The 21266-nt window shown below is 70.7% G+C and carries 24 protein-coding genes; 15 read left to right on the top strand and 9 right to left on the bottom strand.

All coding sequences use genetic code 11. The features are described from left to right. Positions 1-2: 2 nt before the first annotated feature. The 4 genes from ASE14_RS10370 to ASE14_RS10355 are packed head-to-tail and all read right to left on the bottom strand — an operon-like array spanning position 3 to position 3824. Complete coding sequence (locus ASE14_RS10370) at positions 3-1472, bottom strand: cation acetate symporter (protein WP_056654389.1); 1470 nt, start codon at positions 1470-1472, stop codon at positions 3-5. Next, positions 1469-1873: a DUF485 domain-containing protein gene (locus ASE14_RS10365; RefSeq protein WP_056654386.1), complete on the bottom strand. Its 405-nt coding sequence runs from the start codon at positions 1871-1873 to the stop codon at positions 1469-1471. The genes ASE14_RS10370 and ASE14_RS10365 overlap by 4 nt, the downstream gene beginning before the upstream one ends. Next, entirely contained in the window at positions 1870-2616 is a 747-nt protein-coding gene (locus ASE14_RS10360) for a LytTR family DNA-binding domain-containing protein (protein WP_056654383.1), read from the bottom strand. Before ASE14_RS10360 ends, ASE14_RS10365 begins: the two co-directional genes overlap by 4 nt. Then, positions 2613-3824, bottom strand: coding sequence for a sensor histidine kinase (locus ASE14_RS10355; protein WP_056654380.1), 1212 nt, complete (start codon positions 3822-3824; stop codon positions 2613-2615). Before ASE14_RS10355 ends, ASE14_RS10360 begins: the two co-directional genes overlap by 4 nt. A 207-nt stretch (positions 3825-4031) precedes the next feature. On the opposite strand from ASE14_RS10355, the gene ASE14_RS10350 reads away from it, so the two are divergent. Beyond that, entirely contained in the window at positions 4032-4406 is a 375-nt protein-coding gene (locus ASE14_RS10350; protein WP_056654377.1) for a DUF485 domain-containing protein, read from the top strand. Then, entirely contained in the window at positions 4406-6019 is a 1614-nt protein-coding gene (locus ASE14_RS10345) for a cation acetate symporter (protein WP_056654374.1), read from the top strand. Before ASE14_RS10350 ends, ASE14_RS10345 begins: the two co-directional genes overlap by 1 nt. Positions 6020-6191: 172 nt before the next feature. On the opposite strand, the gene ASE14_RS10340 is transcribed toward ASE14_RS10345, so the two are convergent. Both ASE14_RS10340 and lpdA read right to left on the bottom strand, forming a co-directional pair. After that, positions 6192-7190 (bottom strand): TIGR00341 family protein, encoded by a 999-nt coding sequence (locus ASE14_RS10340; RefSeq protein ID WP_056654371.1) that lies wholly within the window; start codon positions 7188-7190, stop codon positions 6192-6194. Positions 7191-7261: 71 nt separating this feature from the next. Then, entirely contained in the window at positions 7262-8662 is a 1401-nt protein-coding gene (gene lpdA, locus ASE14_RS10335; RefSeq protein WP_056654368.1) for a dihydrolipoyl dehydrogenase, read from the bottom strand. Between the two features lie 218 nt (positions 8663-8880). Here lpdA and ASE14_RS10330 point away from each other — a divergent pair, with 218 nt between their 5' ends. Continuing rightward, positions 8881-9834, top strand: coding sequence for a DMT family transporter (locus ASE14_RS10330; protein WP_157373009.1), 954 nt, complete (start codon positions 8881-8883; stop codon positions 9832-9834). 28 nt (positions 9835-9862) lie between these two features. Here the strand turns inward: ASE14_RS10330 and ASE14_RS10325 are convergent, their stop codons facing one another. Next, entirely contained in the window at positions 9863-10576 is a 714-nt protein-coding gene (locus ASE14_RS10325) for a DUF402 domain-containing protein (protein WP_056654365.1), read from the bottom strand. A gap of 107 nt (positions 10577-10683) precedes the next feature. Between ASE14_RS10325 and ASE14_RS10320 the strand changes: the two genes are divergently transcribed. The 5 genes from ASE14_RS10320 (at position 10684) to ASE14_RS10300 (ending at position 14892) form a co-directional block, all read left to right on the top strand. Further along, positions 10684-11043, top strand: a complete 360-nt coding sequence (locus ASE14_RS10320; RefSeq protein WP_056654362.1) for a GntR family transcriptional regulator — start codon at positions 10684-10686, stop codon at positions 11041-11043. Beyond that, positions 11040-11945: an ABC transporter ATP-binding protein gene (locus ASE14_RS10315; RefSeq protein WP_056654359.1), complete on the top strand. Its 906-nt coding sequence runs from the start codon at positions 11040-11042 to the stop codon at positions 11943-11945. Before ASE14_RS10320 ends, ASE14_RS10315 begins: the two co-directional genes overlap by 4 nt. Next, entirely contained in the window at positions 11942-12712 is a 771-nt protein-coding gene (locus ASE14_RS10310; RefSeq protein ID WP_056654356.1) for a hypothetical protein, read from the top strand. The genes ASE14_RS10315 and ASE14_RS10310 overlap by 4 nt, the downstream gene beginning before the upstream one ends. A 165-nt stretch (positions 12713-12877) precedes the next feature. Then, a complete protein-coding gene (locus ASE14_RS10305) occupies positions 12878-13579 on the top strand; it encodes an ABC transporter ATP-binding protein (RefSeq protein WP_056654354.1) in 702 nt (233 codons plus the stop codon). Continuing rightward, the gene (locus ASE14_RS10300; RefSeq protein WP_056654351.1) at positions 13576-14892 is read left to right on the top strand and encodes an FtsX-like permease family protein; all 1317 of its coding nucleotides are present in this window, start codon (positions 13576-13578) and stop codon (positions 14890-14892) included. Before ASE14_RS10305 ends, ASE14_RS10300 begins: the two co-directional genes overlap by 4 nt. A gap of 108 nt (positions 14893-15000) precedes the next feature. On the opposite strand, the gene ASE14_RS10295 is transcribed toward ASE14_RS10300, so the two are convergent. Beyond that, the gene (locus ASE14_RS10295) at positions 15001-15480 is read right to left on the bottom strand and encodes a hypothetical protein (RefSeq protein ID WP_056654348.1); all 480 of its coding nucleotides are present in this window, start codon (positions 15478-15480) and stop codon (positions 15001-15003) included. Between the two features lie 184 nt (positions 15481-15664). Here ASE14_RS10295 and ASE14_RS10290 point away from each other — a divergent pair, with 184 nt between their 5' ends. The 6 genes from ASE14_RS10290 (at position 15665) to ASE14_RS10265 (ending at position 19514) form a co-directional block, all read left to right on the top strand. Beyond that, entirely contained in the window at positions 15665-16330 is a 666-nt protein-coding gene (locus ASE14_RS10290; RefSeq protein WP_056654346.1) for a DUF998 domain-containing protein, read from the top strand. A gap of 65 nt (positions 16331-16395) precedes the next feature. Continuing rightward, positions 16396-16764 (top strand): YciI family protein, encoded by a 369-nt coding sequence (locus tag ASE14_RS10285; RefSeq protein ID WP_056654343.1) that lies wholly within the window; start codon positions 16396-16398, stop codon positions 16762-16764. Then, positions 16764-18029 (top strand): RNA polymerase sigma factor, encoded by a 1266-nt coding sequence (locus tag ASE14_RS10280; RefSeq protein ID WP_056654340.1) that lies wholly within the window; start codon positions 16764-16766, stop codon positions 18027-18029. The genes ASE14_RS10285 and ASE14_RS10280 overlap by 1 nt, the downstream gene beginning before the upstream one ends. Further along, positions 18022-18363: a chorismate mutase gene (locus ASE14_RS10275; RefSeq protein ID WP_056654337.1), complete on the top strand. Its 342-nt coding sequence runs from the start codon at positions 18022-18024 to the stop codon at positions 18361-18363. The genes ASE14_RS10280 and ASE14_RS10275 overlap by 8 nt, the downstream gene beginning before the upstream one ends. Before the next feature lie 24 nt (positions 18364-18387). Continuing rightward, positions 18388-19323, top strand: coding sequence for an SDR family NAD(P)-dependent oxidoreductase (locus ASE14_RS10270; protein ID WP_235511215.1), 936 nt, complete (start codon positions 18388-18390; stop codon positions 19321-19323). Continuing rightward, positions 19320-19514 (top strand): hypothetical protein, encoded by a 195-nt coding sequence (locus ASE14_RS10265; RefSeq protein WP_056654334.1) that lies wholly within the window; start codon positions 19320-19322, stop codon positions 19512-19514. Before ASE14_RS10270 ends, ASE14_RS10265 begins: the two co-directional genes overlap by 4 nt. A 10-nt stretch (positions 19515-19524) precedes the next feature. Here ASE14_RS10265 and ASE14_RS10260 read toward each other — a convergent pair whose 3' ends face one another. After that, complete coding sequence (locus ASE14_RS10260) at positions 19525-20070, bottom strand: OsmC family protein (RefSeq protein WP_056654329.1); 546 nt, start codon at positions 20068-20070, stop codon at positions 19525-19527. A gap of 234 nt (positions 20071-20304) precedes the next feature. Between ASE14_RS10260 and ASE14_RS10255 the strand changes: the two genes are divergently transcribed. Continuing rightward, a complete protein-coding gene (locus ASE14_RS10255; protein ID WP_056654327.1) occupies positions 20305-21231 on the top strand; it encodes a phosphate/phosphite/phosphonate ABC transporter substrate-binding protein in 927 nt (308 codons plus the stop codon). Positions 21232-21266 lie beyond the last annotated feature (35 nt).

The following is a 21266-nucleotide window of genomic DNA, read 5'->3' as shown; positions in this document are numbered from 1 at the left end:
GTCTACCTGCGGGCCTCCGGAACATGGAGGCGGGTGAGGAAGGCGTCGGTGCCGCGCGGGACGCCGCGGTGGTCGCCGCGGGAGACGAGCACCGTCACGAGCACGGCCACCGGAACCGTCCACGCCGCGGGCTGCTCGAGGAACGGGCGGAGCGCGGGGAGCGCTGCGGAGAGCACCGGGCCGCCGAGGATGGCGACCCCCGAGAGCACGCCGCCCGTGAGCATGCCCGCGACCGCGCCCCGCGCGGTGAGGCCGCGCCACCAGATGCCGAGGATCAGGATGGGGCAGAGGGTCGACGCGGTGAACGCGAAGACGAGTCCGACGCTGCCGGCGAGGCCCGCCGACTCGGTCGTGAGGGCGACGAGGAGCGGGATGAGCGAGGAGGCGACGGCGGCGATGCGGAACCCGCGCACGCTGCCGCCGAGCAGGTCCTGGCTGATCACGCCGGCGAGCGAGACGACGAGCCCCGACGACGTCGAGAGGAACGCGCCGAAGGCGCCGGCGATGACGAGAGCCGTCAGCAGTTCGCCCCAGATGCCCGGTACGAGCCGGCCGGGCAGCAGCAGGATGAGCGCGTCGGCCTCGCCCGGCGCCGCGAGGTCGGGTGCGAAGGCCCGCCCGAGGAGGCCGAACGCGGTCGGGAAGAGGTAGAACACCGAGAGCAGGGCGAGCACGATGACGGTCGTGCGGCGGGCGGCGACGCCGTCGGGGTTCGTGTAGAAGCGCACGAGCACGTGCGGCAGCCCGAGGGTGCCGAGGAGGAGTGCCACCATGAGCGAGACCGTGCGATAGACGTCGAGGTCGCCCGGGCCGGCAGCCGGAGGGAACGCCTCGGCGGGCGTGAGCTGGGCGGGCGGTTCGCCGCCGCCGACGATGAGCAGCAGCGCCACGACCGGCACCGCGATCGCAGTGAGCTTCAGCCAGAACTGGAAGGCTTGCACGAAGGTGATCGAGCGCATGCCGCCCGCGGCGACGATGACCGCGACGAGTACGGCGACCGCGACGGAGCCGACCCACGACGGGAGTCCCGTGGTGATGCGCACGGTGAGGGCCGCGCCCTGCAACTGCGGCACGATGTAGAACCAGCCGATGACGATGACGAGCGTCGAGGTCACGCGCCGGGCCGACGTCGACTCGAGGCGCGCCTCGGTGAAGTCGGGGATCGTGTAGGCGCCGGAGCGGCGGAGCGGCGCCGCCACGAAGAGCAGGAGCATGAGATATCCGGCGGTGTAGCCGATCGGGAACCACAGCCCGCCCGACCCTTGGAGCAGGATGAGCCCCGCGATGCCGAGGAACGACGCCGCCGAGAGGTACTCGCCCCCGATGGCCGACGCGTTCCACCACGGACGCACGGTGCGCGAGGCGACGTAGAAGTCGCTCGTCGTGCGCGAGACCCGCAACCCGTAGAAGCCGATGAGCGCCGAGGCGAGGGCCACGGCGGCGATCGCGACGTAGCCGATGACGGGGTTCACTCCGCCTCCGTGAGCGAGCGGTAGCGCGCCTCGTTGCGCGCAGCGGCGCGCACGTAGAGCCCGGCGACCGTCAGCGCGAGCGGGTAGACGCCGGCGCCGAGCAGCAGCCACGACGCCGGCACCCCGAACACGAAGCTCGAGTCGAGTGCGGGCACGAGCGCGATGGCGAGTACGAAGAGCGCGGTGGCCACCGCGAAGCCGATGGCGAAGACGACCGCGAGCCGCAGCTGCGAGCGGATGAGCGAGCGCACGTAGACGCCCGCGATGTCGCTCGTCGGCCCGCCGCCGTGCGGCAGCGATGGGCGAGCGGATGCCGCGCCCCCGCCCGGTCGGGGAGCGGTGACGCGGACCCGGGGCGGCGGCCCCGCGGCATCCGCTCGCCCGCTCGACGACTCGTTCACGGCCTCGGACGGATGACCGTCTGGTCGAGGCGGTCGCGGAGCGCGGGCAGCAGCCGCCGGCTCACGGGCAGCTCGGCCTGGCCGACGGTGACGCTCGGGTGGTCGGAGCCCAGCCGGATGCGGCTGAGGTGCGCGAGCGACACGAGGTACGAGCGGTGCACCCGCACGAAGCCCGCATCGGCCCACTGCCGCTCGAGGTCGCTCAGCGGCACCCGCACGAGGTAGCTCGCCTCCTCGGTGTGCAGCCGCGCGTAGTCGCCCTGCGCCTGCACGTAGCGCACGTCGTCGCGGCGGATCATTCGGGTCGTGCCGCCGAGGGTGACGGCGATCATCTCGGGTTCGGCGGATGTCCCGTGCGTCGTCTGGCTCGCGGACGCGGCCTTCAGCGCCTCGACGATGCGGCCGACGGAGCGGTGCAGCCGCTCCGTGCGCACGGGCTTCAGCAGGTAGTCGACCGCGGCGAGGTCGAACGCCTCGAGGGCGCCCTCCTCATCGGCGGTGACGAAGACGAGCACGGGGCGGTGCTCGAACCGGGCGAGCGCCCTGGCGAGGTCGAATCCCGTGAGCCCCGGCATGTGGATGTCGAGGAACGCGGCATCGACGGGCTCCCGCGTGAGCAGGCGGATCGCCTCCGCACCCGACGAGGCCTGGTGGATCACGCCGATGCGCGGGTCCTGCCCGAGCAGGAACGCGAGCTCGTCGATCGCGGGCTGCTCGTCATCGGCGATGAGCACGGAGATCATGGCTCAAGTCTCCCATCGGGGGTTCCGGCCGACGAGGGGCGTCGCGGCCCCGATTTCGGCACCCGCATGCGCACGAGCGTGCCGGCGCCCACGTTCGTCTCGACCACGAGGCCGAGTTCGTCGCCGTAGACCTGGCGGAGGCGTGCGTCGACGTTGCGGAGCCCGACGTGCTCGGCGTCGGCGGGGCCGCCCGCGAGCACCGCGGCGAGCACCTCGGGGTCGATGCCGACGCCGTCGTCCTCCACGCTGATCTCGGCGAACGCGCCGGAGTCGGCCGCCGTGATCGTGATGCGCCCGCCGCCCTCCTTCGACTCGAGGCCGTGCCGCACCGCGTTCTCGACGAGCGGCTGGATCGAGAGGAACGGCACCACGGTCGAGAGCACCTCGGGCGCGATCTGCAGTGTGACCTTCAGGCGCTCGCCGAAGCGCGCGCGCTCGAGCCGAAGGTAGCTGTCGATCGACCGCAGCTCCTCGGCGACGGTCGTGAAGTCGCCGTGGCGGCGGAAGGAGTAGCGGGTGAAGTCGGCGAACTCGAGCACGAGCTCGCGCGCCTGCGCGGGGTCGGTGTTGATGAACGAGGCGATCGCGTTCAGCGAGTTGTAGATGAAGTGCGGGCTGATCTGTGCACGGAGCGCCCGCACCTCGGCCTCGGCGAGTGCCGCGCGCGAGGCGTCGAGCTCGCCGAGCTCGACCTGTGCGGCCACCCAGTCGGCGACCTCGCCGGTCGCGCGCACGAGGCCGGATCGCACGGGGGAGGCGAAGGCGACGATCGCGCCGAGCGGGCCGGTGCTGCCGAGGATCGGAGCCACGACCGCATCCGTCTCCCATGCCCCGATCGGGATCCGGCGCTGCACCTGCTGGCGGCCGCCGGCGATCGCCGCGGCGGCGAGCCGCTCTGCGACGGGTCGCACGGCCTCGTCGCCGTCGATCGCGATGGTGCCGGAGCGATCGACGATCGCGAGGCTGTCGCAGCCGAGCAGTGCGCGGAGGTGCTTGCCCGCGCGAGCCGCGTCGAGCTCGTCGATGCCGCCGCGCAGGTGCTTCGCCGCCTGGGAGGCGAGGTGCAGGGTCTGGTAGGTCGCCTGCTCGGCGTCGGTGCCGAGCTCCTTCGAGGTCAGCACGATGCGGCGCAGGAACACCACGAGCCCGACCGCGAGCGCCCCGCCGACCACGCCGAGGGCGGCGGCGAGCAGCATCGACTCGGGCATGCACGACAGCGTAACCGCTCGCATCCACCGCGCCCTCCGACGCTCGTTCGTCGTCGCCCACCTGCCGTTCGTCGCACCGTGTACGCCGTTCGGCGACGACGAACGGCAGCCGCCCCACGCCGGAATGCGGGCGCGCGAGAGTTGCCCCACTGCAACCGGCAGCAGCCTGGCCCAGAGCCCGGCACGACCCCCTGAAGGAGACTCGCCATGGGCAACGAAGCCCTGAGCGCGGAGACCGAGACGGCCCCACCCGTCGACTACCGCGCGGTGCAACAATCCGAAGAGTTCCAGCGACTGCGTTCGAAGCACCGGAGGTTCGTCTTCCCCGTGCTGGCCGCGTGCCTCGTCTGGTACCTCGCCTACGTGCTGCTGGCCGGCTACGCGCACGACTTCATGTCGACGCCCGTGTTCGGCAGCGTCAACGTCGCCATCCTGCTCGGCCTCTTGCAGGTCGTGACGACGTTCGCCGTGACCACCTGGTACGTGCGCTACGCGGGCAAGGAGCTCGACCCCGTCGCCGAGGAGATCCGCGAGGAGATCGAGACCGGCGCGACGTTCACGACCGAGGAGGCGACCCGCTGATGCTGCACTTCGAAGCCGCGAGCGCCTCGCCCGGCGAGCCCTGGCTGAACATCGCCATCTTCGGCGCCTTCGTCGCGATCACGATGATCATCGTGTTCCGTGCGAGCCGCAACAACAAGACCGCCGCCGACTACTACGCCGCCGGCCGCTCGTTCACGGGCGGTCAGAACGGCTCGGCCATCGCCGGCGACTACCTCTCGGCGGCGTCGTTCCTCGGCATCGTCGGTGCCATCGCGATCACGGGATACGACGGGTTCCTCTACTCGATCGGCTTCCTCGTCGCCTGGCTCGTGGCGCTGCTGCTCGTCGCCGAGCTGCTCCGCAACACGGGCAAGTTCACGATGGCCGATGTGCTGTCGTTCCGGCTGAAGCAGAAGCCCGTGCGCATCGCCGCGGCGACGACGACGCTCGTCGTCTGCTTCTTCTACCTGCTCGCCCAGATGGCCGGAGCCGGCGGCCTCGTCTCGCTCCTGCTCGGCGTGGGCGACCAGCTCGGCCAGGCGCTCGTCATCACCGTCGTCGGCGCGCTCATGATCCTGTACGTGCTCATCGGCGGCATGAAGGGCACCACCTGGGTGCAGATCATCAAGGCGATCCTGCTCATCGCCGGCGCCGGCGTGATGACGGTCTGGGTGCTCGCGATCAACGGGTTCAACTTCTCGACGCTGCTCGACAACGCGGTTGCGGCGACGGGCAACCCCGAGATCCTGAACCCGGGCCTCAAGTACGGGGTCTCCGAGATCGCGAAGGTCGACTTCCTCTCGCTCGGCCTCGCCCTCGTGCTCGGCACCGCGGCGCTGCCGCACGTGCTCATGCGTTTCTACACGGTGCCCACCGCGAAGGAGGCCCGGAAGTCGGTGGTCTGGGCGATCTGGCTCATCGGCATCTTCTACGTGTTCACGCTCGTCCTCGGCTACGGCGCAGCTGCGCTCGTCGGCGCCGACGTCATCGCGGCGGCACCCGGCGGCCCGAACTCGGCAGCCCCGCTGCTCGCGTTCGAACTCGGCGGCCCGCTGCTCCTCGGCCTCATCTCGGCGATCGCGTTCGCGACGATCCTCGCGGTGGTCGCCGGGCTCACGATCACGGCGGCGGCCTCCTTCGCCCACGACATCTACGCGAGCGTGGTGAAGAAGGGCAAGCCCGCGCCGGGCGCCGAGGTCAAGGTCGCGCGCCGTACCGTCGTGATCATCGGCATCGTGGCGATCATCGGCGGCATCGGGGCCAACGGCCAGAACGTGGCGTTCCTCGTGGCGCTCGCGTTCGCGGTCGCGGCATCCGCCAACCTGCCAACGATCGTGTACTCGCTCTTCTGGAAGCGCTTCACCACCCAGGGCGCGCTCTGGAGCATGTACGGCGGCCTCGCGTCGGCGATCATCCTCATCATCTTCTCGCCGGTCGTCTCGGGCTCCGAGACCTCGATGCTGAAGACCGAGTCCATCGACTTCGCGATCTTCCCGCTCTCGAACCCGGGCATCGTCTCGATCCCGCTGGCCTTCTTCCTGGGCTGGCTCGGCACGGTGCTCGACAAGCAGAAGGAGGACCCCGCGAAGCAGTCCGAGATGGAGGTGCGCTCGCTCACCGGTGTCGGAGCCGAGAAGGCGACCCAGCACTGAGAACCTCCCGGCGGCGGGAAGTCCCACCCGCCGCCGGGAACCACTTCGACGCGGCGGGAATGCCTGCCCGTGCCGCGTCGTCGATGGAACGGGCGGATGTCGCAGCAGCACGCTGCGGCATCCGCCCGATCCCGTTGGTTGAGGAGGCGCGCCAGCGCCGTCTCGAAACAGCTCAGCGCACGTCGACCTGGGCGCCCGACTTCACGTCGAGGTTCACCGAGATGTACGACGGCAGCTTGCCGGCGAGGTCGTCGCGGTACGTCTCGAGCGGTGGCAGCTCGCCGCCGGGGCTCTCGACGCCGACCGTGGCCTGGAGCCCGTTCCAGCTGACGCCCGTGACCGAGGCACCCTTCGTGCCCTCGAGCCAGTCGTTCGTGACGGAGTGCAGGGTCACGGTCCACGAGGCCACGAAGGCGATGATGAGGGAGTTCACGACGAGCGGGATCGCGACCACCGCGGTGAGCACGCCGACGATCGTGTACGCGCGACGGCGGTTCGCGTCGACGACGGCCTCGGGGTCGCGCGGGTAGCCGGCGAGGGTGAAGACGAGCGACCCGGCGATGATGAGCGCGACGACGTTCGAGAGGAACAGCATCGACGCGCCGAACGCCGCCTCGAACTGCCCCTGGCCGAGGCTCACGCCCACGACGCCGAGCGGCGGCACGAGCGAGATCGAGATCGCGACGCCGGGCAGGATGTTGCTGAGGTCGCGCCGGCACATCGCGAACGCCCCGGCGAGGCCCGTCGCGAAGGCCGCGAGCAGGTCCATCAGGGTGGGCGCGGTGCGGCTCGTGACCTGCGGGTTCGTCGTGAGCTGCTGGGGGTCGGGCACGGTGAACGAGAGCAGCACGCCGAGCACGATGACGGCGGCCATGCCCCCGGCGAGCCAGAGCACCGAGCGGCCGACGAGCGAGGCCCTGCCGGTCACGATGCCGGCGGCGATGCCGAGGATCGGCGTCGAGAGCGGGGCGATGATCATGGCCCCGATCACGGTCGCCGTGGAATCCCCGATGATGCCGGCGATCGCGATGATCGCCGACAGCACGAGCATGATGATGAACCCCGTGCGCTTCGCCCGCACGTCGCCGTGATCGAGGTCGAGCTGGTCGAGCAGTTCGACCGCCGGGTTGCGGCGGTTCGCCGGGATGAGCAGGCCTGCCACTGACGACATGCGCTGATGATCTCAGTCGAATCGAGCGGATGCCGCGGCGCAACGCCGAAGCGTGGCGCCGCGGCATCCGATCACATGTTGATCATGTGGCCCGCGAGGCCGTGGAACGCCTCCTGCAGCGCCTCCGACAGCGTGGGGTGGGTGTGCACGTTGCGGCCGAGCTCGAGGGCGCCGAGGTCCCACTTCTGCGCGAGGGTCAGCTCGGGCAGCAGCTCGGAGACATCCGGCCCGATCAGGTGCCCGCCGAGCAGCTCGAGGTGCTTCCCGTCGGCGATCAGCTTGACGAAGCCCGTGGGGTCGCCCAACCCGTGCGCCTTCGCGTTCGCGGAGAACGGGAAGGTCGACACCTTCACGTCGTACCCCTCGTCGCGCGCCTGCTGCTCGGTCAGCCCGAAGCTCGCGACCTGCGGCGCGCAGAACGTGGCTCGCGGCATCATGCGGTAGTCGCCGAGTTCCATGGTCTCTGCGCCGCCGATGGTCTCGGCCGCGACGACGCCCATCGCCTCGGCGACGTGGGCGAGCATGAGCTTCGCGGTCACGTCGCCGATCGCGAAGATGTGCGGCACGTTGGTGCGCATGAACTCGTCGATGCCGATCGCGCTGCGGTCGGTGAGCTCCACGCCGGTGGCCTCCAGGCCGAAGTCGTCGACGTTCGGCGCGAAGCCCACGGCCATGAGCACGCGCTCGACCTCGAGCGATCCGGGTTGTCCGTCGGCACCGGTGTAGGCCACGGTGACCGACGAGCCGTTGTCGGTGACCGTCTGCACCTTCGTCGAGGTGAGGATCGGCACGCCGAGCTTGCGGTACTGCTTCGTGATCTCCTTCGAGACGTCGACGTCCTCGTTGGGCAGCGCCCGGTCGAGGAACTCGATGATGGTGACGTCGACGCCGAAGTTGCGCACGATGTAGGCGAACTCCATGCCGATCGCGCCGGCCCCGATGACCGCGATCGAACGCGGGAGGTCGCGGTCCATGATCTGCGTCGCGTACGTGACGATGTTCGGCGAGAGCTCGACGCCGGGCAGCAGCTTCACCCGCGAGCCGGTCGCGATGATCGCGTTGTCGAACGTCAGGGTCTCGGTCGACCCGTCGGCCTTCGCCACGTCGATGGTGTTCGCATCGCGGAACGTGCCGCGTCCGTCGACCTCGGTGATCCCGTTCTTCTTCATCAGGTAGTGCACGCCCTTGACGCGCCCTTCGGCGACCTGACGGCTGCGCTCGTAGGCGACGCCGTAGTCGAAGCTCACCTCGCCCGTCATGCCGAACGTGGCGGCCTGCGTCGTGAAGATGTGGGCGAGCTCGGCGTTGCGCAGCAGCGCCTTCGAGGGGATGCACCCGATGTTCAGGCACACCCCGCCCCAGTACTTCTCCTCGATCACCGCCACGCGGAGACCGAGTTGGGCGGCGCGCACCGCGGCGACGTAGCCGCCGGGACCCGCGCCGAGGACGACGACATCGAAATGGCTGGTCATGGCGTTCAGCCTAGGCTCGCAGCCCCCTGGAGCGGGAGGGCATCGAGGGCAGCGGATGCCGCGGCTGCCGTCCTTCGGCGGATTCCGGACATGCACCCCGGCGGGCCTGACGGCGGGTCGGTGGCCGGGCGTACGCTCGACCGGTGAGCACCAGCACCACCCCGAGCGCCCCGGCCGGCACGGCCGCCGCGGCATCAGCTTCGTCGCAGCCGAACCGGCTGTCGACGTGGCTGCAGTTCCTCGGCATGGGCGTCATCTGGGGTGCCAGCTTCCTGTTCATGAAGGTCGCCCTCGAGGGCGTCGGCTTCACGCAGGTGGCGTGGTCGCGGCTCGTGCTCGGCGGCCTCACCCTCGGCCTCATCGTGCTCCTCATGCGCCCGCGCGTGGCGACGCCGACGGGGGAGCGCGGCCCGGTGCTGCCCAGGCAGCCGATCGTGTGGCTGCACTTCGCGGTCATCGCGATCAGCGGATGCGTCGTGCCCCACATGCTCTTCGCCTGGGCCGAACTGCACGTCTCGTCGAGCCTCGCCTCGATCTACAACGCCGTCACCCCCATCACGACGGCGCTCATGGCGACGCTCGCGTTCCGGGTCGAGAAGCTCGCCGCCGCGCAGTGGGCGGGCGTGATCGTCGGCATCGCGGGCGTCGTCGTGATCATCGGGCCGTGGCAGTACGCGGCACTCACCGGGAGCCTGCTCGGCCAGCTCGCGTGCCTCGGTGCGGCCGTCTGCTACGGCTTCACCTTCGGGTACACCCGCAAGTTCCTGAGCACCCGGCCGATCGCGCCGGCGACCTTCGCATTCCTGAACATCGGCATCGCGGGCGCGATCATGCTCGTGCTGACGCCCGTGATCGCGTGGCAGCCGGTCGAGCTCGACCTCGCGATCGTCGGCTCGCTGCTCGCTCTCGGGGTGCTCGGCACGGGCCTCGCCTACATCTGGAACATCAACGTGCTGCGTGCCTGGGGCCCGACCAACGCGTCGACGGTGACCTACGTCACGCCCGTGGTCGGCGTGGCCCTCGGGGTGCTGCTGCTCGGCGAGCGCTTCTCGTGGCACGAGCCGATCGGGGCCGTGCTCGTGCTCCTCGGCATCCTGCTCGCGCAGGGTCGCCTGCGCCTGCCGCGCCGCGCGCGGCTCGCGTCGGTCGAGGAGCGACGGCCGGTCGAGTAGCGACGAAGAAGCGTATCGAGACTCTCGCTCAGTTCAGTCGGCGCCAGTCCACCGGCATCGGAACGGCGCCCCACGCCTCGTCGGGCACCCACGGAGTCCAGTCGGCGTCGAACGGCCACGTCGCACCCTGCGCGATGGCGGTCAGCCGCTCCCCGGCGAGGCGAGCGCGTTCCGCCTCGCCAGACGACATGGCCCCGACCTCGAGGAGCCACGCGAGCTCGTCCTCGTCCTTGTACCCGACCTCCCAGGGCCCGTCGATCGGGTCGCCCTCGCCCACGACGTCGAGCGTCCAGTCCTCCGTGTCGAAACCGACGGCGGAGCGGCGCCACGGCTCCTCGAGGTTCCCGTACCACACGCTGCTCCAGTCGCGGCCGTCGTGCCAGCGCCACACGGACCACGGCTCGCCGCGGCGGTGCACTCGCACCACCGCATCGCCGTCCCAGGGGCGTGCATCGTGCGTGCCGTTCCAGTCGTCGGCCAGCACGAGTCGGCCGTTCGGCCCGTTTCCCGATCCGCCCCTGGCGCGTACCGCCGATCCGGCCGGGGTGCAGACCACCGTCAGGTCGTCGGAGTCGGCCACGACGATGCCGGCGACCGCGAACCCGACGATGGTGCCGTGCTGCCCGTACGAGTGGATGCCGCGGATCGCGACGGCCGTGCCGCGTTCGAACGGGGCGGGCTCGCTCGCGTTCCCGGAGGGCGTCTGCGGTGCATCGGCGGTCGCATCGTCTCTGAGCGTCATCCCGGGAGCCTACTCGTGGAACTCAGGGGTTGACACCCGCACGCGAGCATGGTTGGTTAGTTACACAAGTAATGAACCAACCAAGGTTCTTGCAGTAAAGGGCGGGCATGGACGAATCGCGTCCGATCTTCATCCAGATCGCAGAACAGATCGAGAACGACATCATCGACGGGTCGCTGCCGGAAGGCGGCCAGATCCCCTCGACGAACGAGTTCGCCGCGTTCCTGCGCGTCAACCCGGCCACAGCACTGAAAGGGGTGACCCGCCTTGTCGACGACGGCATCGTGGAGAAGCGAAGGGGCATCGGCATGTTCGTGACGACCGGCGCCCGCGAACGGCTCGTCGAACGCCGGCGGGCGGGCTTCGCCGCCGAATTCCTCAGACCACTCATCATCGAGGCCGAGAAGCTCGGCATCGGCATCGACGAACTCGCGGGCATGCTCCGCGCGGAAAGGATCCAATCATGACCGGCACAGTGGTGCGCGCCACCGGCCTCACGAAGCGCTACGGCTCATTCACGGCCGTCGACGCGGTCGACTTCTCCCTCGAGGAGAACCGCATCTACGGCCTGCTCGGCCGGAACGGCGCTGGCAAGACCACGATCATGCAGCTGCTCACCGGCCAGCTCTTCGCGAACGCCGGGCGGCTCGAGGTCTTCGGCCGCGAGCCGGCCGAGCACGCCGACGTGCTGCGCCGCATGTGCTTCATCGCGGAGTCGCAGCGCTACCCCGAGGACTTCACGCCGGCGCACGTCTTCAAGTCCGCCCCGTGGTTCTTCGAGCACTGGGATGCCGCGTTCGCCGAGCAGCTCGTCGCCGACTTCCGCCTCCCGGTGAAACGGCGCATCAAGAAGCTCTCCCGCGGCCAGCTCTCGGCCGTCGGCGTCATCGTCGGACTCGCCTCACGTGCCCCGATCACGTTCTTCGACGAGCCCTACCTCGGTCTCGACGCGGTCGCCAGGCACATCTTCTACGACCGGCTGCTCGAGGACTACGCCCAGCACCCCCGCACGATCGTGCTCTCGACCCACCTGATCGACGAGGTCGCGAACCTGCTCGAGCACGTGATCCTCATCGACCAGGGACGAATCCTCCTCGACCGCGATGCCGACGAAGTGCGCGGCTCCGCGACCACCGTCGCCGGGCCCCGGGCGGTCGTCGAGTCCTTCGTCGCCGACCGGCCCGTCATCGGACGGGACGGCCTCGGCGGACTGGCATCCGTCACGATCGACGGTCGTCTCGACCAGCGCGACCGCATCCAGGCGGCCGAACTCGGCCTCGAGCTCGCGCCCGTCTCGCTCCAGCAGCTCATCGTCCACATGACCGGCACCGACCTCGCCGGCTCGACCGAACAGGAGGCCGCAGCATGACCGCCGTCGCGACCGCACCCGTCGTGCGCACCGAAGCCCGCTCGCGGGCTCACGAGATCTGGCGCATCGTGCGCCTGCACACCGTCAACCCGTCGATTTTCTTCGGCATCCCGTGGATGATCCTCGGTGCCGCATGGGCGGTCTCGATCATCATCACGCTCATCATCCGGGCGGGTTCCGGCGGCGACGTGACCACCGAAGACCTCGACAACATGCGTTACAGCTGGGCCGTGCTCTCGCCGCAGTGGTACCTCGTCGCGGTCGGCGTGCAGGCGATCGCCTACACGTTCTCGTTCGCGCTCGGGTTCGGCACCACGCGCCGCGACTACTGGCTCGGCACCTCGCTCATGTTCGTGCTCACCGCGGTCATGTACGCGGTCGCGATCGCGACGCTCGTGCAGATCGAGATCGCCACCGACGGCTGGTGGCTCGGCGCGCACATGTTCGATGCCCTCTGGTACGGGCAGAACTGGCTGCTCGACTTCTACACGAGCTTCGCCTTGCAGCTCCTCGTGCTCTTCATCGGTGCGAGCATCACGACCGTCTACATGCGCTGGCGCATGCGCGGCATGATGATCCTCCTGTTCAGCACGATCGCCCTGCTGCTGGTCGCGATCGCTGCGATCACCTTGGCCGGTTCGTGGCCGTCGCTGTTCGCATGGTTCGCCGCGATCGGCATCGCCGGCGTCTTCAGCGTGGTGCTGGCCCTCGCGGTGGTTTCCGCGATCGTCGGCTACTTCGTCATCCGGCGGGCGACGCCCCGCTGATCGAGCGGGTTCACAGCCGCGGCGCGGCATCCGATGGGGGTCGGATGCCGCGCCGCATCCGTCTGCGCAGGGGCAGGCCGTCATCCGGGAGGATGACGGCGCCGTCGCGTGAATACGACGCGCGACCGACGCGCCGCACCGGGCCGCCCGGGCAGGCTCGAGGGTATGAGTTCCTTCGTGATCGAGGCATCCGGCCTCAGCAAGTCATTCGGCCAGACGCACGCGCTCGCGGGCGTCGACCTCCAGGTGCGCACCGGGGAGGCGATCGCCATCATGGGCGCCTCGGGGTCGGGCAAGACGACGCTGCTGCACTGCCTCGCCGGCATCACCCGACCCGACGCCGGCACGGTCGGCTTCCAGTCCGGCGCCGGGCGGGTCGAGGTCACGGCGCTGGGGGAGCGCGAACGCTCGCGGCTCCGCCGCGAGGCGTACGGCTTCGTCTTCCAGCAGGGGCTCCTCATTCCCGAGCTCACCGCGGTCGAGAACGTCGCGCTGGCGCTCATGCTGAACGGCATGCCGCGCGCCCGCGCCGAGGAGTACGGGCGCGGGTGGCTCGCGGCCCTCGGCCTCGCCGGCATGGAGGACCGCCGCATCGGCCAGCTCTCGGGCGGCCAGGCGCAGCGCGTCGCGATCGCGCGGGCGCAGGTGACCGGGGCATCCGTCGTCTTCGCCGACGAGCCGACCGGTGCGCTCGACTCGGCCACCTCGGCCGAGGTCATGCAGGCGCTGCTCGACTCCACCACCGGCCAGGGCCGCACGCTCGTGGTCGTCACGCACGACGCGGATGTCGCAGGCCGCTGCTCGCGCATCGTGGACATGCGCGACGGCCGCATCGTCGGCGAGCGGGTGCCAGGGGTGACCGCGTGATCGCCCGCGTCGCGTGGCTGCTCGCCCGACCGGGCACCTCCGGTGCCGCAGCGAGCCTCCTGCCCGTCACCGCCTTCGCGATCGTCACGTCGCTGCTCCTGACCGTGCTCGGCGGCGCCCAGACGTTCTGGACGTGGACCGACGACTTCGGCGTGACCTACCAGGCGCTCGCGGTCGTCGCCCTCGTGCTGCTCGTGGTGCCCCTCGCCTCGCTCGGCGGTGCGGCAGCCCGACTCTCGGCCCGTCGGCGCGACGACCGGCTCGCGACCCTGCGGCTGCTCGGCGCCACCCCCGCGACGGTGTCGGCGCTCGCCGTGCTCGAGTCCGTGGTACTCGCCGTCGCCGGCGCCCTCGCCGGCGTGGTGCTCTACTTCGCGCTCGTGCCGCTCATCGCGCTCATCCCGTTCCGCGGCGAGGCGCTCGGCATCGACGGCGTGCTGCTCGGCGTGCCCGCGCTCGCCGGCGTGGTCGCCGGGGTCGCGCTGCTCGCTGCCGGAAGCGCCGTGCTCGGCCTCCGGCAGGTCGTCATTTCGCCGCTCGGCGTGCGCACGAAGCAGGAGGCGCCGAAGCTGCACTGGCTCCGCATCGTCATCGGCATCGCGGTCATCGCGATCGCGTTCCTCATGATGAGCGTGCTGCAGGTGGCGGGTTCGATGCTGGTCATCCTCGCGATGCTCGGTGCGGCGTTCGGCGGCACCATCGCCGTCTTGAACCTCATCGGGCCGTGGGTCATCCGCCTCGTCGCGCAGTCGCAGGCGCGACGCGCGAAGACGCCGGCCCGCCTCCTCGCCGCCCGTTCCGTGCTCGAGTCGCCGAAGGCGGCCTGGCGGCAGGTCTCCGGCGTCGCGATGACGAGCTTCATGGCCGTCTTCGCCGGCACCGGCATCGCGCTGCTCGGTTCGTTCGGCGAGGCCGGCGACGTCGAGGCGATGCAGCTGTTCGCCGACATCCGCACCGGCATCCTGATCACGGTCGTCGGTTCGTTCCTCATGGTCGCGTGCTCGGTCGGCGTGAACCAGGCCGCCGGCATCCTCGACCGCGGCGAGCTCTACCGCTCGCTCGACATGCTCGGCATGCCGACGCCGACCATGGACACGGCGCGGCGCCGAGCGGTCATGTCGCCGCTGCGCATCACCGCGATCGGCTCCGCGGTGACCGCAGCCGTCGTGATGCTGCCCCTCACGGGCGCAGCGATCATCGTCGCGCCGCTCTCGCTCGCGGTCATCGCCGGTGTGCTCGCCTCCGGCATCGGCGTGGTGTGGCTGGGCCTGCTCGCGACGAAGCCGATGCTCGAGCGGGCGGCGGCGGGCTGAGCTCCTGCGGGTTGAGGAGCGCGCCGGCGCCGTCCCGAAACCCCCTCGATCGAACGAGCGGTTTCGAGACAGTCGCTTCGCTCGCTCCTCAACCCACGGAAGGGGCGATCAGGCGCGCGTCATCGTCGAGGGGTAGCCGCCATCGCCCGGGTAGACCCAGGCCCCGTCGACGACCCGGTCGTCTGCGCTGAACGTGCCCTGGAAGTACGCCGGGCTGCCCTTCGCGCCGCCCCAGATCGTGAGCACGTCGCCGATGAGCTCGTAGACGTAGTCGAGGGTGTTGCCCGCGGAGTCGTAGAAGCGCGAGACGACGTCGGCGCCGACCGGCTCGCCGAACGGGTGCAGCCGGCCGATGACCTCGAGGCCGGTGATCCGCTCCCCGAACTGAGTGAGCTCGACGTGCTGCAGCAGGAAGTGCCCGCCCGGCATCCACTCGTAGCGCACGGTGCCTTCCGCGCCACCGGTCAGCGTCCAGGTGCCGACGAGCCGGTCGAGCGCGCGCACCTCGGGCGAGGGCTCGGGCTGCTCGCCGAGGCCGGCGGCGTCGATGTCGCTCGCGGTGACATCCTGCGCGATGTGGTCGTTCATGGTCGTTCCTCTCGTTCGCGGTGCCTCGGTCGGCGCCGTCACGGATACCTCGGAGCCGGGATCGCGTCATTGACATCCGAGCCGAGGAGTTTCGTTCGAAGAAGTTCCTCCGGTGATGTCAAGGCGGCGTCGGCCGCTCCGAGGTAGCGGTACAACACCGTTTCGAACCCATCGGGAGGACATCATGACCGCACACATCCGCAACGACGCCTCGACGTCGAGCGCTGCACCGACCGGCGCTCGCCGCGAGTCCACTCGCCGCCTCGCCGTGGCCGCCGCGCTCGCCGGCCCGCTCTTCTACGCCTCGGCGATCATCCAGATGCTCACCCGCCCCGGCTTCGATCTGCGGGTGCACCCCATCAGTCAGCTCTCCACCGGGGCGCTCGGCTGGATCCAGATCGCGACATTCGTGCTCACGGGCCTCGGCGTGATCGCCCTCGCGATCGTGCACCGCCGGGTCGTCGTCGACGGGCTCGGCCGGCGGGCGGCACCGCTGTTCATCGGCATCTTCGGCGCCGGGCTGATTGCCGCCGGCTTCTTCATCATGGACCCGCAGCTCGGATTTCCAGCCGGAGCACCCGAGGGTGTCGTCTCGATGTCGTGGCACTCGGTCGTGCACTCGACCGCGGCTGCACTCGCCTTCACGGCGCTCGCGGTCGCGTGCATCGTGCTCCTCGTGCGGGACATCCGTCGCCGGGCCCTGTGGCCCGCCATCGGCAACGGCGTGACCGCCCTGGTGCTGCTGCTGCCCGTCACCCCCGAGAGTGCGAGCGTGCAGGTCGCGCTCACCGGCGTCGTCGCCTTCACATGGACGACGGTGGTCGCGCTGAGACTCCGACGGGCCGCGTGACCCCTCGATCCCCATCATCGATTCGAATAGCGTGGCGTCGACCGCGCCGTCTGAAAGGACACATCATGAAGTTCCTCGTGCTGAGCTACACCCCGGCCGCGAGCTGGGATGCGGCGACCGCCGATGCCCCGACCGAGGAGGCGCTCGCCGCCTTCGCCGCCTACCAGGAGTTCGAAGCCGAACTGCGGGAGACCGGGGAGTTCGTGACGAGCGAAGGGCTCGGCCACCCCGCTGTGACCACCACGGTGCGCAGGACCGAGTCTGGCGTGGTCGCCACCGACGGTCCGTTCGCCGAGCTGAAGGAGGTGCTCGCGAGCTTCGCCGTGATCGACGTCGCGAGCCTCGAACGCGCGCGTGACATCGTCAGCCGAATGGTCGCCGTGCTCGGCGAACCGATGGAGATCCGCCCGATCATGGGCGACGACTTCGCCTGATGCCCGGCGACCGGGCGATCGAGCACCTGCTGCGCTCCGAGGCGCCGCAGGTGCTCGGCGCGATCGTTCGACGCTTCGGCCGCTTCGACGTGGCCGAGGACGCCGTGCAGGAGGCGCTCATCGCCGCGAGTCGGCAGTGGCCGGCCGACGGCGTTCCAACCGAGCCGCGCAGCTGGCTCATCCGCGTCGCCTACCGCAGGATGATCGACCTGCTGCGCTCCGAGCAGGCGGCGCATCGCCGGGAGGAGGAGGCCGCGGCATCCGACCCCTCGCTCTTCGACCCGACCGCGCCGGGACCGGCGGTCGTCGACCACGACGACAGCCTGCACCTGCTCGTGCTGTGCTGCCACCCCGCGCTCAGCGCGGCCTCGCAGATCGCGTTGACCCTGCGCGCCGTCGGCGGCCTCACGACGGCGGAGATCGCGCACGCCTACGGCGTCTCCGAACCGACCATGGCCGTGCGCATCAGCCGCGCCAAGCAGCAACTGAGGAAGGCCGGCGCGCGGTTCGAGCTGCCGCCCGACGGCGACCGCCGTTCCCGGATCGAGGCCGTCATGCGGGTGCTCTACCTCGTCTTCAACGAGGGGTACACCGTCAGCTCCGGCGCCGAGCTCGGACGTCGCGACCTCGCCGAGGAGGCGATCCGGCTGTCCCGGATGCTGCAGCGCATGCTGCCGGACGAGCCGGAGCCCGAGGGGCTCACCGCACTGATGCTGCTCACCGAGGCCAGACGGGCGGCGCGAACGGATGCCTCGGGCGAACTCGTGCCGATGGCCGAGCAGGATCGCGGCCGGTGGGATGCGGACCTGCTCGCGGAAGGACAGTCGCTCATCGAGCATGCGTGGCGGCGCCGCAGCGTCGGGACGTACCAGTTGCAGGCCGCGATCGCCGCCGTGCACGTCGAGGCCGCCTCAGCCGCCGAGACCGACTGGCCGCAGATCGCCGCGCTCTACCTCGGGCTCGAACAGCTCGAACCCACCGCTCCCGTGCGACTCTCGCGGGTGGTCGCCGTCGCCCATGCCTACGGCGCGGAGCGCGGGCTCGCCCTGCTCGGCGACCTCGACCGGGCGCACGGCCTCTCGGAGGACCCGCTCGTGAGCGGCCGGGTGCGTGCGGTCCGCGCTCATCTCCTGGGACGCGCAGGCGACCACGAGCTCGCCGGCGAGGAGTTCAGGGCCGCCGCGGCGATGACCGGCAACCTCATCGAGCAGCAGTACCTGGAAGACCGGGCCGTGCGGATGGAAGTACGCTCGAAGCATGAGTGACGGGTCCTTCGACGAACGTGATGCCGCGATGAGCGAGCTGCTCGGTATCCGATCCAGCATCGACAACATCGACGCGGCCCTCATCCACCTGCTCGCCGAGCGCTTCAAGTTCACGCAGCAGGTCGGCCGGTTGAAGGCGACCCACGGGCTGCCGCCGAGCGACCCCGACCGCGAGCGGCGTCAGATCGCCCGGCTGAGAAACCTCGCGATCGACGCGCACCTCGACCCCGCCTTCGCCGAGAAGTGGTTCAACTTCGTCGTCGCCGAGGTGATCCAGCACCACGAGGAGCTCGCCAACGGCGCGGGTGCGCCGGGCACCGTCGACGAACTGTGAGCCCGGAACTGTGAGCACAGCGCGGTGAGCTGGTACCCGACGGCCATGCCGTCGCAAGCGGGCAAGCGGTACCTCGTGACCGGCGCGAACGCCGGGCTCGGCTTCTTCACGGCGGCGCGGCTCGCCGGCGCGGGCGCGCACGTCGTGCTCGTCGGGCGCAGCCCCGAGCGGCTCGAGGCGGCGATGGCCGCGATCCGCGGCGCGCGCCCCGAGGCATCCGTCGAACCGCTCGTCATCGACGTGGCCTCGCTCGACTCGGTTCGGGCCGGCGCCGCCCGCCTGCTGCACCGGCCGCCGCTCGACGGCGTGGTGACGAACGCGGGCATGGTGCACACGCCGGGCGCGCGGCTCGAATCGCCCGACGGCAACGAGCTCGTGCTCGCGACGAACGTGCTCGGCCACTTCGCCCTGCTCGCCCGGCTGCTGCCGCACCTCGCGCCGGGCGCGCGCATCGTCGCGCTCGGCTCGCTGTCGAGCCGGCTCTCGACGTTCCGCGTCGACGACCTGCAGCTCGAGCGCGGCTACGACTTCTGGCGGGCCTACGCCCAGTCGAAGATCGCGGCGCAGGTGCTCGCCTTCGAACTCGACCGGCGACTGCGGGCGGCGACCGTGCCCACTCGACCGGTACCGGTCTCGAGCCTCGTCGCCCACCCGGGCTACTCCATCAGCGGCAGGACCCCGCGCGTGCCGGGGGTCAACGAGCCGACGGCCGGCGGCCGGTTCGCCGACGCGCTGCAGGCGGCGTGGGCGCAGGGCAAGCATCGCGGCGCCGAGGTGACGCTGCACGCGCTCACGGCACCCGGCGTCGAGGGCGGCCAGTTCTGGGGCCCGCGCTGGTCGACGAAGGGCGAGCCGACGCTGCAGCGTCCGACGCGCACCTCGACGGATGCCGCGATCGGCGCCCGCTTCTGGGCGTTCGCCGAAGACGCCACCGGCACCGAGTTCAGGGTCAGGGCATGAGCGAGCCGGCGGAGCGACCGCCGCTCTTCGCGCGGCCGAAGTTCCGGCGCATCCTCTCGCGCATCGTCGTCGCCGTCGGCATCGTGCTCGCCCTGGTCGGCGTCGTCTCGGCCCGCTACGGCTGGCTCTTCGCGGGCATCATCATCGTCGGCCTCGGAGCCGCGATGGGTCCGGCGCGCATCCGCCGCTGACGCGTCCCGCTCAGCCGAGCACGACAGTCGTCGGCACCGGGTTCGCGAAGAGGTCGAGCACCGGGCAGTGCGCGTCGACGGTCTCGCGGAGGGTCTCGTAGCGCTCGTCGCTCTCGGGGCCGTGCAGCTTCACCGTGAGGCGCACCTGGTTGAAGCCCGCGCGCACGGACTCGTCGATGCCGAACAGCTTGCGCGCGTCGAGGTCGCCCTCTGCCGTGATCTCGATGTCGTCGAGCTGGATGCCGAGTGCGCCGGCGTACAGCCGGTAGACCACGATCTGACAGGAGATGAGCGCCCCGAGGGCGTACTCGACCGGACTCGCGGCGACGTCGTCGCCGGCGAGGGCGGCGGGTTCGTCGACCTCGAAGCGGTGGCGGCCGGCGGTGATCGCGCTCGCGACAGCGCCGGTGCCGCGGCCGGTCACGGTGTACGTGAGGTGGGCTGCGTCGGGGTTGCGCTCGATGCGGTCGGCCCACGAAGCGCCGGCTGCGGCGAGTCGTTCCGCGCGTTCTGCGGGCGGGAAAGCGGTCGTGGCGGTGTCGTCCAGGAGGGTCATGTCCGAACGATACGGGCGGGCGGAGGGCGGCTGCTCGCCGCGGCGTCACCTGGCGCAACGCATCGTCACACGACGAGGAGTCGGGCGCGGGTGCGCGCCGTCCGAGAACGCCGTGCGCGGTTCACCTGCCGGTAACCATGCCGCCGCCCGGCGTTGGCGGCCGCTGCCTACGTTGGGCCAACGGAACACACAGCATGCGCCTGCACCGGGCGCAGCGGTCACGAAAGGTTTCCGATGAAGCTCAACACCAAGGCCTGGCCCGCGATCGCCGCGGCGGCCCTGCTCGCCGTCGGCCTCGCCGCATGTTCGTCGCCCTCCGCGGCCGACGACTCCGCAGCTGATGCCGCTGAGGCGAAGTTCGCCGTCGACGAGAACACCCTCGTCTTCGGCGTCGTGCCCGACTCGGTCGACACCGAGACGAACTACCAGCCGCTCATGGACTACATCGCGCAGGAGACCGGCAAGACGGTCGAGTACCACGAGTCCACCGATTACGCAGCGCTCATCGAAGCCGCCATCGCCGGCAAGATCGACGTCGCCTCCTTCTCGGGGTTCACCTACGTGACCGCGACGAACAACGGCGCCGCGATCACCCCGATCTCCTCGATCATCACCGAGGAGGGCCAGGAGCCCGGCTACTTCTCGCAGGCGATCGTGCCGAAGGGCAGCGACATCACCGACCTCGCCGGGTTCAAGGGCAAGAAGGTCTGCTTCGTCGACCCGTCGTCGACCTCGGGCTACCTCTTCCCGAGCTACAACCTGCTGAACGAGGGCATCGACCCCGAGGCCGACGTCACGCCGGTGTTCGCGGGCAAGCACGACGTCTCGGTCACCAAGACCGGTGAGGGCGTCGAGTGCGAGGCCGGTTTCGCCGAGGACAGCGAGGTCGCCAAGAGCGACAAGGTCGAGATCATCGCCGAGACCATGGTGCCCGGCGCCCCGATCGTCGTCTCCGACACCCTGCCCGAGGAACTGCGTACCCAGCTCGCCGACATCCTCGGCGAGGTCACGATCGACGAGATCATCGCCTCGGGCATCGACAGCGCCGACACCGACGCGTTCCGCAGCGTGTTCTTCGCCACGTCGCCCGTCGACGACGAGTACTACGACACCATCCGCGACATCTGCGAGAAGACGAACGCGGAGCAGTGCCAGGGCTGATGCCCCGGTACTGACCAGGGTCGAAGAACGCACGA

The sequence above is a fragment of the Agromyces sp. Root81 genome, from assembly GCF_001429165.1.
Lineage (GTDB): Bacteria > Actinomycetota > Actinomycetes > Actinomycetales > Microbacteriaceae > Agromyces.
Note: the sequence above shows the minus strand (reverse complement) of the source record. Positions and strands in the feature narration are given on the sequence as shown.